Source organism: Vibrio sp. 1457, from assembly GCF_033340195.1.
Taxonomy (GTDB): Bacteria; Pseudomonadota; Gammaproteobacteria; order Enterobacterales; family Vibrionaceae; genus Vibrio; species Vibrio alginolyticus.
In genome coordinates this window covers 60,922-76,766 of record NZ_JAWOWA010000014.1, presented here as the reverse complement: position 1 = coordinate 76,766, position 15,845 = coordinate 60,922, and the positions used below count along the sequence as shown (strand labels likewise).

12 protein-coding genes are annotated in these 15,845 nt (G+C 44.5%); 7 read left to right on the top strand and 5 right to left on the bottom strand.

Going from position 1 to position 15,845, the window contains the following annotated elements; genetic code table 11:
* Positions 1-125: 125 nt before the first annotated feature.
* From R7Z41_RS15675 to R7Z41_RS15655, 5 genes are all read right to left on the bottom strand, one after another.
* On the bottom strand, positions 126-581 hold the full coding sequence (locus R7Z41_RS15675; protein WP_025767689.1) for a hypothetical protein: 456 nt from the start codon (positions 579-581) through the stop codon (positions 126-128).
* 12 nt (positions 582-593) lie between these two features.
* Positions 594-2,372 (bottom strand): S8 family peptidase, encoded by a 1,779-nt coding sequence (locus tag R7Z41_RS15670; RefSeq protein WP_167415988.1) that lies wholly within the window; start codon positions 2,370-2,372, stop codon positions 594-596.
* Positions 2,373-2,635: 263 nt separating this feature from the next.
* Positions 2,636-2,977 carry a hypothetical protein gene (locus R7Z41_RS15665; RefSeq protein ID WP_025767691.1) on the bottom strand — a complete coding sequence of 114 codons (342 nt, stop codon included), beginning with the start codon at positions 2,975-2,977 and terminating at the stop codon, positions 2,636-2,638.
* 10 nt (positions 2,978-2,987) lie between these two features.
* Complete coding sequence (locus R7Z41_RS15660; protein ID WP_025767692.1) at positions 2,988-4,901, bottom strand: tetratricopeptide repeat-containing diguanylate cyclase; 1,914 nt, start codon at positions 4,899-4,901, stop codon at positions 2,988-2,990.
* 610 nt (positions 4,902-5,511) lie between these two features.
* Positions 5,512-6,768 (bottom strand): aromatic amino acid transport family protein, encoded by a 1,257-nt coding sequence (locus R7Z41_RS15655; protein WP_206969281.1) that lies wholly within the window; start codon positions 6,766-6,768, stop codon positions 5,512-5,514.
* Positions 6,769-7,146: 378 nt separating this feature from the next.
* On the opposite strand from R7Z41_RS15655, the gene R7Z41_RS15650 reads away from it, so the two are divergent.
* The 7 genes from R7Z41_RS15650 (at position 7,147) to R7Z41_RS15620 (ending at position 15,845) form a co-directional block, all read left to right on the top strand.
* Positions 7,147-7,581 (top strand): GNAT family N-acetyltransferase, encoded by a 435-nt coding sequence (locus tag R7Z41_RS15650; protein WP_054574324.1) that lies wholly within the window; start codon positions 7,147-7,149, stop codon positions 7,579-7,581.
* A gap of 292 nt (positions 7,582-7,873) precedes the next feature.
* Positions 7,874-10,537, top strand: a complete 2,664-nt coding sequence (locus R7Z41_RS15645; protein ID WP_206969287.1) for a nitrate reductase — start codon at positions 7,874-7,876, stop codon at positions 10,535-10,537.
* 20 nt (positions 10,538-10,557) lie between these two features.
* Positions 10,558-11,463, top strand: coding sequence for a uroporphyrinogen-III C-methyltransferase (gene cobA / locus R7Z41_RS15640; protein ID WP_206969288.1), 906 nt, complete (start codon positions 10,558-10,560; stop codon positions 11,461-11,463).
* The gene (locus R7Z41_RS15635) at positions 11,460-12,413 is read left to right on the top strand and encodes a glycosyl transferase family protein (RefSeq protein WP_132936408.1); all 954 of its coding nucleotides are present in this window, start codon (positions 11,460-11,462) and stop codon (positions 12,411-12,413) included. Before cobA ends, R7Z41_RS15635 begins: the two co-directional genes overlap by 4 nt.
* Positions 12,414-12,642: 229 nt before the next feature.
* Positions 12,643-13,560: a dienelactone hydrolase family protein gene (locus R7Z41_RS15630; protein ID WP_206969289.1), complete on the top strand. Its 918-nt coding sequence runs from the start codon at positions 12,643-12,645 to the stop codon at positions 13,558-13,560.
* 73 nt (positions 13,561-13,633) lie between these two features.
* Positions 13,634-14,215, top strand: coding sequence for an ANTAR domain-containing response regulator (locus tag R7Z41_RS15625; RefSeq protein ID WP_033906998.1), 582 nt, complete (start codon positions 13,634-13,636; stop codon positions 14,213-14,215).
* A gap of 265 nt (positions 14,216-14,480) precedes the next feature.
* On the top strand, positions 14,481-15,845 hold the full coding sequence (locus R7Z41_RS15620; protein WP_005375887.1) for a CmpA/NrtA family ABC transporter substrate-binding protein: 1,365 nt from the start codon (positions 14,481-14,483) through the stop codon (positions 15,843-15,845).

Sequence of the window (15,845 nt, the reverse complement as noted above, 5' to 3'; positions counted from 1 at the left end):
TTTAGGTATCATACTAGTTATGCGAAATGTTACTAAAGAATAATAGCGTATCTGTTCCTACCCAAAAAAATGCCTCAGCAATCGCTGAGGCATGGTTTTACAGGCCAACTTCTCTTGTTAGAGAATTATTGTGCACGGTATTTACCGCTGTTTAGTTCAATTTTAGACGCTTTTACCCGGCTGTCTGCGTTTAGGTAGTCGCTAATACTTAGCAGATCTTGATCTTGAGATGCTTTTAACACCGCTGATTCCCCTTCTGCGAAGATAACTTCTAATTTTAACTCTTTGGCGACTGCTTTCGCTTCGTTAGGATTGTTTACGGTGATATAAACCAGTCCAGTGGCTTTGGATACGTTACTAAACGCATTCTTAAACACCTCATCACCCGCTTGAAGTTTTACGTCTTCAGATAGGGTTCTAACAGTGCCAGTTTGCACTTTTCGATAATCTTGGCCATTAATCTCAACCGCTTCTGATGGCACAAACAGTTCTGGTGCAGGTTGTTGAGAGAGCTGTTGCTCAGCGTATACACTCGACGTCATGATAACGAGAGCCAGCATAGAAAATGATTTGTATTTCATGTTATTGACTCCTTAGTGTCCAAATATGCGCATCGACCAGTTCTTAATAACACCGGGCTGAGCGTTGTTTGCCATCGGAACGTCATAGATGGTGGAAGAATTGAAATATGCAATGTAAGAATAGACTTCATCGCCGTTCGTATCTATTGCTCGCAACGTCCATTCGCCTTTTGCATCTTCGCCATAAAATTGGTTAGACAACATTAATTGATCTTTGTAGCCTGTAATCGTTGGATCAAGAGATTGACCAACAAGACCATTGCGCGGTGTTTGCAAAACGGAACGAGTCCCTGATGGCGAAATGAGCTCGATAGCTAAGTCGGGCAGACGAGCGTGGTCCAATGTCAATGTCACTTGAACGGATTCTACTGTCAGCTCATCGGCAATGGCGATACTTGAAGAACCACCAACTAGACTTGCATCGGGTACACTTACTTCTGTAGCGTTATTAACCCATGGCGTAATGACTTGAGCTGGTAAAACACGATTCGTCATCCGGGCACGTTGCATCGCTTCATCTAAATCTACAGCACCGAAGCCATAAAAAGTATGGAAATCTACGCCTGCTGCGTTTTTCTGCCAAGGGGCAATGGCCTCGTAGCTAACCTGTTCACCTTTATGGTTAGTAAATTCAAGCTGTACGCCTGGATGCGCTTTATCCGTTACTTTTGCTGTCTCCGCTAGTAAAGCACGTACATCACGAGCAGAAAGTGCGTGGTTGGTTGACATGATTGCCGCGATGGCACCCGATGTGTTTGGCGCAGCCGATGAGGTTCCGTTCATCGTACTGGTATAGTTACAGTTCGGATCGAGCTCCGTTCCGCCGTGTAACCCATTAATGCCAAGGCCTTCACTGGTATTTTGCCCTTCTTCACAACCCATTAAATCAGTGGTGACCATAGCAGGGAAATCTTGCCCATATTCACCTGCTGGTGCTGCAACCCACACGTTCGAACCCACCGATGAGTAACTCGCTCGCGTACCATCCGCTCGTAGTGCACTAGTGACTAAATTGAAGTAATTGGCGTTATCATAAGACTGAGCAGAGTTGTGCATCGGTAAGCCTTGATTGTCTCCACCAGCAAAGAAGTTACTTGGCAATACGAAGAATCGCCCTGCATTGAAATAGCGGTAACCATTACCTGCTGACTTTACAAATACAGCACCTCGACCCCAGGCGTTACTGTTGCTGACGTTTTTCATCACGTCCATTTCAAGTTTTAGCTGAGGGTCGCTTTCATCAAAAGTAATCGGGTTTATAGGGCTGAAACCGTAACTTTGGTTAAATACGCGAACATCGCGTGTTGCTGGGTCCATGCCATGGGAGATTAACCAGCCTTCTAATGTCTGGTTGGCTAACCAGTTAAAACCGATGAGGGAAGAGTGAGAAGCGACACCGCGTCCGCCTTCACCGTTGTTGCCGACGGCGCTAATCAAACCGGCTACAGCAGTGCCATGACCATTAGTATCAACCGGATAACTTGGTGGGAATGAAGAGTCTTCGACGAAGTTTCTGCTACCTGTAACTATATTACCTGCAAGGTCGGGGTGATCGATCTGCACTCCAGAATCAATAACGGCAACTTTCACACCAACACCTGCAATCCCCATTGCCTGAGTGAGCTTAGTGTTTAAGTCGTTCCCAGCAACAGCAGGATTAGCCGCAAACGCAGTTTGCCCCGTGTTGTCTAAGTGCCATTGTTCAGAATAGAGTGGATCAAACGCCGAGACGGCAGGTGCAATGCCTACTGCCAACATAGCTGCAAATAGGCGATTAATGCGTATTTCCATTTTTGACCTCATGTCTTTGTTTGGAATTTTTTAGTTCCTGTTTCATATTCCGCTAACAGGAACAAACAAAGCTAACGACAAAGAATAAGGACGAAAACCATTTACAACTTGTTTACATTAAAAGTTCGATGGACAACATAAGTCTTTGTTAATTTACTGAAACCATGAGGTTTTTATATGTCGCATCGAACATGCATGAAAAATGAAAAATGAAAAATGAAAAGCAGAAAATACGAGTGTACCGTCTGCTTCAAGATGGTGGGTTATTTAGTTGAAGCGGGTTGAATAGTTGCGATTGGTTTCTTGGGTTCGGCTTTTTCCTTAGGCAGCACGTTATCAATCCACTTTTTAATGTACAACTTATCGAATTCTTTATCACACCACTTTTTGTTTAATCCACGTCGATTGAACTCAGCACCAATCGCCACTTTGGTTTGGTTAGTTGCACGGTTGTAGTAGAGAGTTTCACATAGTTGAGTGTTACTCATTTGCTGGGCATATACATTGACACTGCTGCTGCGCATTCCCAGTTGAGATGCTTGCTGATTACTACACGCCATAAGAAATAGAGGCGCAAAAGTAATAATGATTAGATTTTTTTTCATGTGTGCTTTTTTATGATGTAGGATGAATGATGAACTGGTTTCTACCAGCTTGCTTCGCATCATACAAAGCTTGGTCTGCCAAGAAAAACCACTGATCCCATTCTTGTTTAATTGTTTGTGCCGACAGTTTGTCCACTGCTCCAAGGGAAATTGTCGCGCTTAATGGTTTAGAGTCAACCACCAATGGCGTGTTTTCAACAGTATATCTCAATCGCTCCAAAAACTTAGTGCAATCTTCGGCTCGCTGTACTTCGAATAATAGGACAAACTCTTCTCCACCCCAACGAATGAGTAGGTCACCAGAGCGGGTGGATTCGTTAAATAGCGTGGCAATATGAGTCAGCATTTTATCGCCAATATCGTGTCCATATTGATCATTAAAGGTTTTGAAATGATCGACATCTAAAACGGCTAAGGCAAATGTTCTATCTGGGCTTCTACGAGCCATTTTGTCCAACCAAATGTGAAGATAGCGACGGTTATGCAATTGAGTTAATGGATCGGTAGTATTTTCTTGAGTGAGTGCTTTATTAATACGTCTAACGCGCAGTACGTAACGAAAACCAACGACTCCAATTGCCGCAATAGCGATAAAGTAGAACATTTCTCGATAGCGCTGTGAACGCAGTTCAGAGGCTTGTAGCGCATTTTTTGTTTCTAGCAATTTGAGTTCTTTCTGGGCTAACTTAGCTTCGAGGTCAAACTTAATGTTAATCATCTCTTCACCATGAATATGATGAGAAAACTCAGCCTCTAGCTCTCTTAATTGGGTTAAATAATGAAAAGCCGCTTCATAGTCATTAAGAATTTGATGAGCGTTTACCAGTACCGAAAGCATATCAATACGCTGACGCAGCTCTAATTCACTGGTTGATTTGGTTTGTTCTAGAACGTTAAGTGCTGTTGTAATAGCTTTATCGTATTGTTTGTTTGCGAGGTAAGCCTCTGCAAATGCCTCGTAACAAGACGTTTTTAGCATTTCTAGATTTTTTGGAATGGGCAGGTCTACGCAACGCTGTGCGACCATTAATGCATCATCAATTTTTCCTACCGAGCTCAACATTTGTGAAAAGCTGGATAAAGAGTGGTGCTTGACTGTGTCCGACCCCGTTTGCATTGAAAGTCGAATGGCTTCATTGAAATAATATTCCGCTTTTTTGTTATCTCCGAGGCTCGAGTGAACGATGCTAAGGTTTGCGTAGATAACCCCCATAAAAAAGCTATTATCGTATTGATATTCGCTCTCTAGGTAAGTGTCGAGAGCTTGCGTTAGGTAACTGTTGGCCCGAGCCCAATCTGATGCATCGATGTAGACCGTCCCAATGTTGTTCAGTGTCATCGCGACTTGTATTTCAAATACTGTTTTTTCTAATAACTCATAGGCATTGCGATAATATTTTAGGCCACTGCGTAGTTGATTTCGAGATACTTCTAGATTGCCTAACCAGCGGTAAGCACGGCCTTCTAATGCTAGATAACCAAGATCACGGGCTGTAGAAACAACGTCATGGAGTAACAATTCTGCGTTCCAGTTATCGTCTTGCTCAATCATTGTTACAGCCTTATTGAGCTGTGCTTCAGCGACGACCCATTCCAAATGGTGCTTTTTACCGAATTCGATTAAATCGGGCATATCTTTCGGTAATGGAACGCCTTCGTAACGCTTAAGGTACTTTCGTGCAAAGTAATACAGAGCAAGAGACTCCGCTGATGCATTCTGTGGCGCATTTAACTCATCTTTTTGAATTGATCGCGGCTTACCCATCGAGCGAAAGTAGAGTTTTAACATGGGCTTGCTTTCTGCTGAAATGTGTTCTTCCAGATAAGCTTGCTTTTCGGTACTCGCCAGTACGTTGGTGGGATGCAAGAAAAGTCCAAGTGCAGTACAAAGTGCGCAAGCCAGTGTTTTAATTGAGAAGTGCATGAGCGTATTAATAAAATGTGATCTCTTAACCGAATACCAGTTAAGTCTACCATTTCTTGTTGGTTAAGTGCGGATGGATTCCCAGTGGCAAAGTGTTTTAGGAGTGAGATACGAGAAGGATCTCTATAATATTATGATTTATAAAACAAAATCTATTGAAAACTTATGCAATGATTAGGCGATGGTATAGACAAGGTAACGATGACGGGTAGGCGAGCATATTCGGCGGACTCAATCTAATGATTTAAGCCGCGGATTCATCGCTCAAAATCAGGGCGAAGTGTAAAAAATTACGTTTCTGTCATAAATATTTAATGTTTGTATGGGTTGTTAAAAAACTGGATACTAGACATAGTGTTATTAAGCCAATAAAAAATGGCTTTTATAATAAATAGGAGATTAACTATGCATAATGAAATGATTCAACCTTCGCACTTCGGCATTATCGGCCGTACCTGCATCGCTTCAGTACTTATGATTGCGGGTGTTTTCGCTCTTATTTAAGAGTCAAGGGTAACGATGATTACCTTTTAAAGAGTAAGAAAATTCAGGGAATCACCTTAACCTTGTGTAAGGTATTCCCCTGAAAATCCAAGATAGTCTTTAGTTATTAGCTGAAGAAGCTAAAAATCAATGCACTTACCGCCACAATGCCTGCTGCTAGAACAAAGTAAGTAGAGACGTTTCCTCGATATTGTTTCATCGCCTCGATTTTATACACCGCTAACATTGGCATAATAAATAAGATCATTGCAATAACAGGCCCTGACAATGCTTCCATCATACCAAGAATACTTGGGTTCATGATCGCCGCCGCCCAGATTGAGAAGAACAGTGCTGCCACGCTGATACGATCAACACGCTTCTCAGATAGGTTAAAATGCTTGTTAATTAAACCATTTAAGCTTTCACGCGCACCTAAAAAATGCCCAAGGAAAGATGAAGTGATAGCAACAAACGCTACTAAAGGACCAAGTGTTGCAATAAATGGATTATCGGTTGCGTTCGCTAAGTAAGACAATACAGATACGTTTTGTTCTTTTGCTTGAGCCAATTGTTCAGGTGACAGTGTTAGCACACAGGAAAATACAAAAATAAGAACAAAGGCAATCAGCATGATGCTAGTGCGGCGAAGAATAACTTCGGATTTGGCATCTGCCTGCTTACCGTAATGGCGACGTTGTACATTTGCAAAGCTTGAAATTGCAGCTGCGTGACTAAACGAGAAAATCACTACAGGAACTGCTAACCACATAGTGCTAGCAAAAGCTGACGCTTCTGGCACATCCATGACAGGCATGGTCCAGTTCGGTATTAAGTAAAATGATAGAAAGGCAAGAATGGCAACAAGTGGGAACACCATAATGGCAAAGGCCCGTAGCATTACTTTTTCACCCGCCATCATAATAGCAATTAGTGCAAACACTAGTACGCCAGAAAGCAAAGGTCTAGGTAAAGAAGCCATATCAGCCTGATTTACCATGAAGCTATCTACTGTGTTTGTTATTCCAACACCATATATCAACAGGATCGGGAAGATCGAAAGAAAATACAGCAGTGAAATAGAACGGCCTGCTTTTGCGCCGAAGTGCTCTTCCACTACATCAGTGAAGTCTGCGTTTTTGATCTTAGAAGATAGTACAAAACGAGCTAAGCCACGGTGCGCAAGATAGGTCATTGGAAAAGCAAGTACTGCCATCGCGACTAAAGGCCAAAAACCACCAATCCCAAGGTTAATTGGCAGAAACAGGATGCCTGCGCCAACGGCTGTTCCAAATAGGCTAAGAACCCAATGTGTATCATGTTTTGACCAAGCTGTGGTTGTGTTTATTTCACTAGAATTTAAGGCATTTCGAGATTCTTTCACTTTAAAACTCGCTTTTATAAAAATAATAATGCTGAAAATGGTAAAGGTTTTAGTGTTTATTATCACACGCGAAGCTTGGTGAATAATGCTGTGAATTTGGGGTGGTTGTAAATTATCCAACTATGAATTTTTCAATAAACCAGAATAAAGTTCTTAAATTTAATGCGTTTAATGGTTGTATGTGTTGAAATTTTCATCTTGTGTGGTTTTTGATTTTGCGGTTAAAACTTAATCACGGATGTATGTTCTAAGTGAGTTAGGCCTAATTTTCAGGAAGAATATTACATTTCTTAAGCACTTAATTGAGATGTTTGTGTCCCGTCATTTAGATGAGATTTAGGTATACTGCTGCCATTCATGTTAAGAAGGAGTCATTGAATGGACATCTTGTCTGCGCAAAAAGAGGACTTATTTGCCATATATAAGCTCGAAAATACTTTATTTGGAGAACACGCCTATCCTCAATTTTTCTTTCGGCAAGCTTTTGATTGTTGGGGAGAGACCTTACTGGTAGCAAAAGAGGGAGAGCAGGTCGCAGGGTATATATTGCTAACGACTAGCACAAATGCACATCAATATTGGATCATGTCATTGGCCGTCGATATTCAACATAGAGGTAAAGGTATTGCGCGTTCCCTCCTTGAAAACGTTATTGCGCCGTTGACGTTAGGCTCAAGCGTGAAATTGACTGTCGATCCTAAGAACCAACCTGCATTGTCTTTATACCTCTCCCTTGGCTTTAAAACGTTAGAAGAAGAAGCGCATTATTTTGGTGACGAAGAATCCAGGTTAGTCATGGAATTAGTAAAGTAATACTGCACGATAATGACCGAAATTTGCACACAATCAGTGCGTAGCATTACGTTGCTATAATTGGTTTTAAGCTAACCTTTTGTATAGTAATGGTTTTTAATCTTGGCACCTCACTTGCTTTACATAAACGTTCATCGATAACTCGATGCACCGCTCTCAATAGCAGGCGAGAGCGGTATAGGGTATTACTTTTTGAAAATGTACTAACAGCGTTAAAGGCATTGCTGCCTCTCTCGATTCGGGAGAGGCTTTTTTTTGCTAGTAAGTTGGGCTGAATCGCACTGGAGGTGTTATGTCGCAAGGATGCAAAAAAACCACTTGTCCCTATTGTGGTGTTGGATGTGGTGTCGAGGTCAATGCGAAAGGAATCGTTGGGGATGCGTGTCATCCTGCAAATGCGGGATCACTGTGCGTAAAGGGCGTCGCGTTGGCAGAGAGCTTGAATATGCCTTCGCGCTTGCTGTATCCAAAGCTTGTCACCAAGCTGCGACCTCAAGGGCAAGAAGTGCAATGGCAACAAGCCACGGATCTGATTGCAGAAAAGATTCATCAAGCGAAAGCAGAGTTTGGATCGGATTCCGTCGCGATGTATGTGTCAGGGCAGTTGTTGACGGAAGACTATTACGTCGCCAACAAACTCATGAAAGGCTATGTTGGCAGCGCAAACATCGATACTAACTCGCGTTTGTGTATGTCTTCGGCGGTTGCGGCTCATGTACGAGCATTTGGTGAAGATGTCGTTCCCGTCAATTACGACGATATTGATAAGACTGAGCTATTGATAATTTGCGGTGCTAATACCGCTTGGACGCATCCTGTTTTATTTCGACGTATTCAACAAGCGAGAGAGAACAATCCTAACCTCAAGCTGGTGGTCATTGACCCGCGTGAAACAGTCACAGCGCAGCAAGCGGATTTGCATCTACCGATTAAAAACGATGGGGATGTGTCACTTTTTAATGGGCTGCTCAAGTTTCTTATCGAGCAGCAATGTATTGATTCTGAATACATAAACTCCTATACCGACGGGTTTGATGCGCTTGCAGAAGAAGTGTCTGACTTGCGTTACGATGTCACTAATCTAACGTCTTCCATTGGGATTTCAGAAGAAAAACTCACGACATTCTTCCAATGGTTTGCACAAAGCCCAACCGCAATCACGTTGTTTTGCCAAGGGGTTAACCAAGCCGAAAATGGTGTCGATAAAGGCAATGCCATTATTAATGCGCATTTGGCGTCAGGTAAAATTGCCAAGTCAGGTTGTGGGCCATTTTCTATTACAGGTCAGCCGAATGCGATGGGTGGGCGAGAAGTCGGTGGATTGGCCAATCAGTTAGCGGTTCATCGTGCTTTTGACGCAGAGTCTATCAAGCAAGTGCAGGTGTTTTGGGATTCGCCAGAAATTGCCACTCAGCCCGGTTTAAAAGCCGTTGAGCTGTTTGAGGCGGTAGAACGTGGTGAGATTAAAGTTCTGTGGATCATGGCAACCAATCCCGTTGTCTCTTTACCAGATAACCAATTGGTAAAACGTGCACTAGAGATTTGTCCGTTTGTGATTGTTTCCGATATCACAGCGGATTCGGATGTAGCGCATTTTGCGGATCTGTTGCTGCCCGCCGCTGGTTGGGGTGAGAAGCAAGGCATGGTGACCAACTCTGAGCGTCGACTTTCAAGGCAGCGCCAGTTTCAAACGCCTCCGGGTGAAGCAAAATCAGATTGGTGGGCGATAAGCCAAGTTGGACAAGCTTTGTGTGCATTGGAAAAGACACAAAATGGCTTTGCGTTTACTTCTGAGCGGGCGGTATTCAGGGAATATGCCGCGATGACAGGCATGAATGCAGATTCGCCATTGAAGCTAGATCTTTCTCAATACGCCAACTTAACCGAGCAAGAATACGAAGAGTGGGTACCGACACAATGGGGAGGAGAGCGCCCTTTTGCTGATGGCGTCTATTCACACCCAGATGGAAAAGCGCGTTTTGTCGTGACCAGTGAATCTCCAACGCGCTTAGAAAGAACAAAAGGCTGGTGGCTCAATACGGGCAGGCAACGTGACCAATGGCATACCATGACGCGCACAGGGCATATCGCCCACCTTGCCGCCTCTGAGTTAGAACCAACCGTGTACATGAACACGCTCTCTGCCACTCAAAATCGCTTAAAAGCAGGACAGCTCACCAAGCTGTTCCAGCCTACTTCAAACACCAGTATTTATGCCAAAGTTGCCATTGATGAAGGTTTGGGTTTTCAGGAGCTGTTTATGTCAATGCACTGGGCAGGTCGATATGGCGGTGAAAGCAGTGTTAACGCGATAATAAACAGCGCAAAAGACCCTATTTCTGGGCAACCTGCGTTTAAGTCATCTTATGTTGAAGTGCAAGATGCGGCGGTAAAAACCTACGGTATGTTCATCGGTACACAGTTTGATTCCGGTAAATTTCTTTACAGCGCATTTCAAGCAGAAAGCAATTTGGGTATTTGGCGCTTTGCACACGATAAGCGACCAAAGAAGCAGAGTTTTTGTCGAACGGAAAAGAGCCGCAGAATTACGATAGATATTGCCCAAGGTTGGCTAGCAGTGGATTACGACCTTGTTGGAGACGTTCGTATCATTCGCTCTGTTTTGGTGGTGTCTAGTGAACCGATTCAAACCGACTACACCAACTTTACCGGCTTGATTGGCAAACCGATGGAGCTATCGCAACTGCTTACCATCACTCAATCGCAAAGCAGTGCCAAACTGGTTTGTAGTTGTTTCCGTGTCACTGATAAACAAATACATGACGCGATGGAGAAACAAGACTGCACTTCACTGACTCAACTTCAAAACAAACTCAAATGCGGCACTAACTGTGGTTCGTGCGTTTCTCAAATCAAACAAATGGTCGACAGCCATCAGCATCAAAAGGGCAAACAGCAAGCGAACCAGCAAAGTCTGGCTATTCAAATAAAGTAAGTCACAAAGAGGATAAGCACATGGAAGCGCCTTATCAAAAGTCTTGGTTTAAGAAAGGACAAGCGAGTCAGAAACAAGAACGCTCGTCTCGCTTTTCTAAGCATGACCAAGCAAGCAAACTGAACCAACTTTTAGAAGACCATTCAATAGACCTCGACGCGAACCACAAAGGTTTTGTCTCGATTGTCGGAGCAGGGCCGCACGATCCTGAATTGTTAACGGTAAAGGCTGTGAAAGCGATTATGTCGGCAGAGGTTCTGCTGTACGACCGTTTGGTGAACAAAGATATTTTGGAGTTGGCTTCGCCACAAGCCGATTGGATTTACGTGGGCAAACGATGCGGACAACCTAGCATTGGTCAGGAAGAAATTTGTGATTTGATGGTATCGCTCGCTCAACAAGGAAAGCGAGTTGTGCGCTTAAAAGGGGGAGATCCATTCGTATTTGGCCGTGGAGGCGAAGAGGCGTTAGCACTCGTCAAACACTCAATCGCGTACGAAGTCATTCCCGGCATTACCGCTGCGATTGGATGTTCAGCAAACAGCTTGATTCCGCTGACTCATCGTGGCGTTGCTCGTAGCGTTACCTTTGTGACGGGGCAAGTGGTAACAGGCGCATTTGAAGCGTGGAGCCAACTGATGCAAAGCGGACAAACGTTAGTCTTCTATATGGGGTTAGAAAAGTCATCGCAAATACAAACGGGTTTAATAGGCTCTGGTTTGAGAGAAGATTTTCCAGTCGCGATCATCACTCATGGTTGCAGCCCTCAACAACAAGTGCATGTTACACAACTCAATCAGCTCAATGATTTATCGATTACACTTAAAGGCGTGAGCCCAGCATTGATTGTGATGGGAGAAGTTGTCAAACTGCGCGAACAACTAATAGAAACCGTACAGTCAGTGACGGAATACGAGGGAATATGAGCAGCATTTTGGAATGTATTAGAACAGTCGGTCGTGGCGAACGTGGTAGAAAACCACTGAACTTTGACCAAGCGTTTCGAGTTATGGATGAATACCTAAACGGTGAGTGCGATGATGATCAGATGGCGATGTTATTGATGCTGATCCGCGTACAGAACGAGACTCAACAAGAAATCGCTGGCTTTGTGAAAGCATTCCAATCCCGCATGCCTGCTATTGGTGCAGACATTGACTGGCCATGTTATGCAGGCAAACGTGAAGCGGCAGGGCAGCCTTGGCACCTGTTGGCAGCGAAGATCCTCGCCGATAATGGCCACAAAGTGCTGATGCACGGCTATCATGACCGTCAATCTGGTCGTTTGCATGCCGAAGATTACCTCGACAAGTTTGCTATCAAGAAAGCGGAATCAGCCGAAGACGCAAAACGTGTCTTAGAAACACAAAACATTGTGTATCTGCCGCTGAGTTCGTTTGCACCCCAAGCAGAAACCATGATCGGTTGGAAGAATCGTTATGGGCTTAGAACGCCGATTAATACCGTGGTTCGAGCATTGAATCCGGGGCAGGCGACGGTTGGTATTCGTGGTAGCTTTCATCCCGGGTTTCAACAACTTCATGCTGAAGTCGAATTCGAGATTGGCAAAACCGCTCATGCCGTTGTGTCATTCAAAGGACAATCGGGTGAGTCCGAATACAACCCGAAAGTAAGCCAAACCGTATGGTTAAGCCAAACAAGCGGCGTGACATCGCATTACTGGACGGAGCAAATGCTGTCTGAGGTGCCAATGCCTGCGAACTGCCCATTTGGGACGTCAGAAGACGACATGAACCAAATGGCAAATACGGTTCTTGCTACCATGACAGTGGTCTTGTTTGCACAAATGCACGACAGAGAAAAAGCATTCGAACGTGCCTTTTCTTACTGGCAAGCCTATTGCGGCCAGCAATAACGTACTATTGTCAATTAATGTAAAACCAACGGCGCAAAGTTGTTGAATCTGAATCCATTATCTATTGTTTGAAGAAGGTAAAAGATCTTAGCTCGCCAATGATGTGTTTCACCACCTTGCTCCGTATCAGAGTGGTGAAACCGCAGTTTTAGCCTCAATCGCGTTCGTTTCTCGCTTCGCTTTTGAGAATGAGAAAATCCCATATGGTAAGACACAGAGGACAGGGATAATGGTTCTAAAGTATACCACTCCTAGTGAAAAGGCTTCTCATCCGATCCCGCAAGAAGCCTTCGATTGGTACGACGAATACGCCCACGGAAAAATCTCGCGCCGTGAGTTTCTAAATAGGCTGGGTGGCCTTGCGGTGCTTGGCTTTAGCATGACAGCACTGGTCGACGCGCTAACCCCGAATTACGCACTCGCAGAACAAGTTTCATTTAACGATCCTGACATCAAAGCAACTTACGAAACCTTTCCATCTCCAAATGGGCATGGAGAAGGGCGTGGTTATTTGGTGATGCCACAGAAGAAGACCTTGAAATCGCCGACCGTGTTGGTGATTCATGAAAATCGAGGCCTGAACCCTTATATCAAAGACGTCGCAAGACGACTTGCAAAGGACGGCTTTATTGCTTTCGCTCCAGACGCGCTTTATCCACTCGGCGGGTATCCGGGGAACGACGATGAAGGTCGCGCAATGCAGAAAGAGATGGACAGAGCCAAGATCGAACAAGACTTTATTGCAGCCGCTAACTTCCTAAAACAATACGAGGGTGGAAACGGTAAATTGGGCGCGGTTGGGTTCTGCTTCGGTGGATACATCGTCAATATGCTTGCAGCGGTAATGCCAGAAGAGCTGGACGCAGGTGTGCCTTTCTACGGAACACCAGCGGCGCAAGAGATTCAAAAGCAGGTCAAAGGGCCGTTGATGATTCACTTCGCAGGGCTCGATAAGCGCGTCAACGACACATGGCCTGCCTATGAGCAGCAATTAATCGCGAACGATGCGCAATATCAGGCGTTAATGTATGAGAACGTCAACCACGGCTTCCATAACGACTCAACAGCACGCTACGCACCGGAAGAAGCGGCGCTCGCTTGGGAACGCACACTCGGCTTCTTCAAAGAACATCTCGCTTCTAGTTAAAAGGCTTCTACTTTAGTTGGCACATTCCTTGTTATGTTTCTCTTAGTGAGTGAGATATAAACAAGGAATGTGCATGACTCAATCAACGTCAAAAACACCCATCATAGTATGCTGTGATAGCCTCCAAGAGCAGGCTCGATTGTCCGGCTTATTGAGCAAAGATTACGACAACATCATGGGTTGCCAATTGGCACAACTAGAAACGTTAATGCAACGAGAACCGTCAGCAAGCGTTGTGGTTGGATGGCAGCAACCAACCGCGGAACTGCGTTTGATCGTCGATTTCTGCCGCAGAAAATCGGCACCACTTCTTATCGTCTTAAAGCAATTATCATCCAATGATATCAATCGTTTATCAGAAAAAATGGACTATGTTCTTATGCCGCACGATAGTGAGTTTGCACTTCAACCTTGGATTGAACATGCGACATTAGTGAGAGCGAAATTCGAAAGTATGCAATCGGAAATTGAATTACTGACCAATAAGATTGAAGAGCGCAAGCTGGTGGAAAAAGCGAAAGGTCTGCTGATGAAGATGCACAGCGTTGATGAAGGACAGGCTTATAAAGCGCTAAGAAATTCAGCCATGCAATCGAGCCAAACGCTCGCACAAGTTGCCAAGAATTTGATAACTACTTTGGAGGTGCTTGATTAGTCGTTCTACTACTTTGGGGTTATAGTGCGTTTTCTAACGTGGTGCGTGTTGCACTATCAGCAAGCAATAACAGGGAATAACAAACGGCAAGATATACTAATCTATTGTATTTACTGTGAAAAATAAGTTGGCACAGTAATTGGATTAGAAGAATTGGGTTTATTGTTGAATCGCTTATCTCAATTATCAACGGCGGTAATTGTAGACTTAGCAACGGCGCTACTGCTCTTCGGAGTAGTGGCGCTTTTTTTATGGGAGCAAACCAATGAAATGGAGTTCGATGCTGAAAGTGTCAGCAATTTCGTTATCGGTATTCACCACGGTCAGCGTAAAGGCTGAGTTGGGTGAGCCAGAAATTGAAGACCTGAAGTTTGGTTTTATTAAGTTAACCGATATGGCACCGCTGGCGGTTGCTTATGAGAAAGGCTTTTTTGAAGACGAAGGCTTGTACGTCACTTTAGAAGCGCAAGCAAACTGGAAGGTGCTTTTAGACCGAGTCATCGATGGTGAGCTTGCTGGCGCGCACATGCTTGCTGGTCAGCCATTGGGCGCAACGATTGGTGTTGGCACAAAAGCAGAAGTGATTACTGCGTTCAGTATGGATTTGAACGGCAACGCAATCACGGTTTCCAATGATACTTGGGAGCAGATGAAGCAATACATTCCAAAGCAACCAGATGGCAAGCCAGTTCACCCAATCAAAGCGGATGCACTGAAGCCTGTGGTCGACAGCTATCTGGATAAAGGCAAACCGTTCAACATGGGGATGGTGTTCCCTGTATCGACGCACAACTATGAGTTGCGATACTGGTTAGCGGCAGGTGGGATTCATCCAGGTTTTTACGCACCAGACTCAGGCGATAACAGTGGCCAGTTGGATGCTGACGTTCTTTTGAGTGTTACACCGCCACCACAAATGCCAGCAACAATGGAAGCGGGCACGATCAAAGGGTACTGCGTAGGCGAACCATGGAACCAACAAGCCGTATTCAAAGGTATTGGTACGCCAGTCGTGACCGATTACGAGATCTGGAAGAACAACCCAGAGAAAGTGTTTGGTGTTTCCAAAGCTTGGGCTGAGAAGTATCCAAACACGCATATTCGCGTAGTGAAAGCCTTGATTCGAGCGGCACATTGGTTGGATGAAAACGACAATGCCAACCGCCAAGAAGCAGTGAAGATGCTATCAAAAAGCGAGTACGTTGGAGCGGATGCCGAAGTTATCGCCAACTCAATGACCGGCACATTTGAATACGAGAAAGGCGATAAACGAGACGTGCCAGACTTCAACGTGTTCTTCCGTCATAACGCCACGTATCCGTATTACAGCGATGCGATTTGGTACCTGACTCAAATGCGTCGCTGGGGACAGATCTCAAGCGAGAAGTCCGATGATTGGTACATGGATGTCGCAAAAGAGGTTTACCGTCCGGACATTTACCAACAAGCGGCTCAAGCGCTAATTGAAGATGGTGTGTTGAGCAAAAAAGACTTCCCAGATTTCAGTGCTGAAGATGGTTTTCGTGCGCCACAAACACACTTTATCGACAACATCGTTTATGACGGTCGCGAGCCAAATAAATATCTAGAGAAGTTCTCTATCGGGCTTAAAGGAAAAGACAAGGTTTAA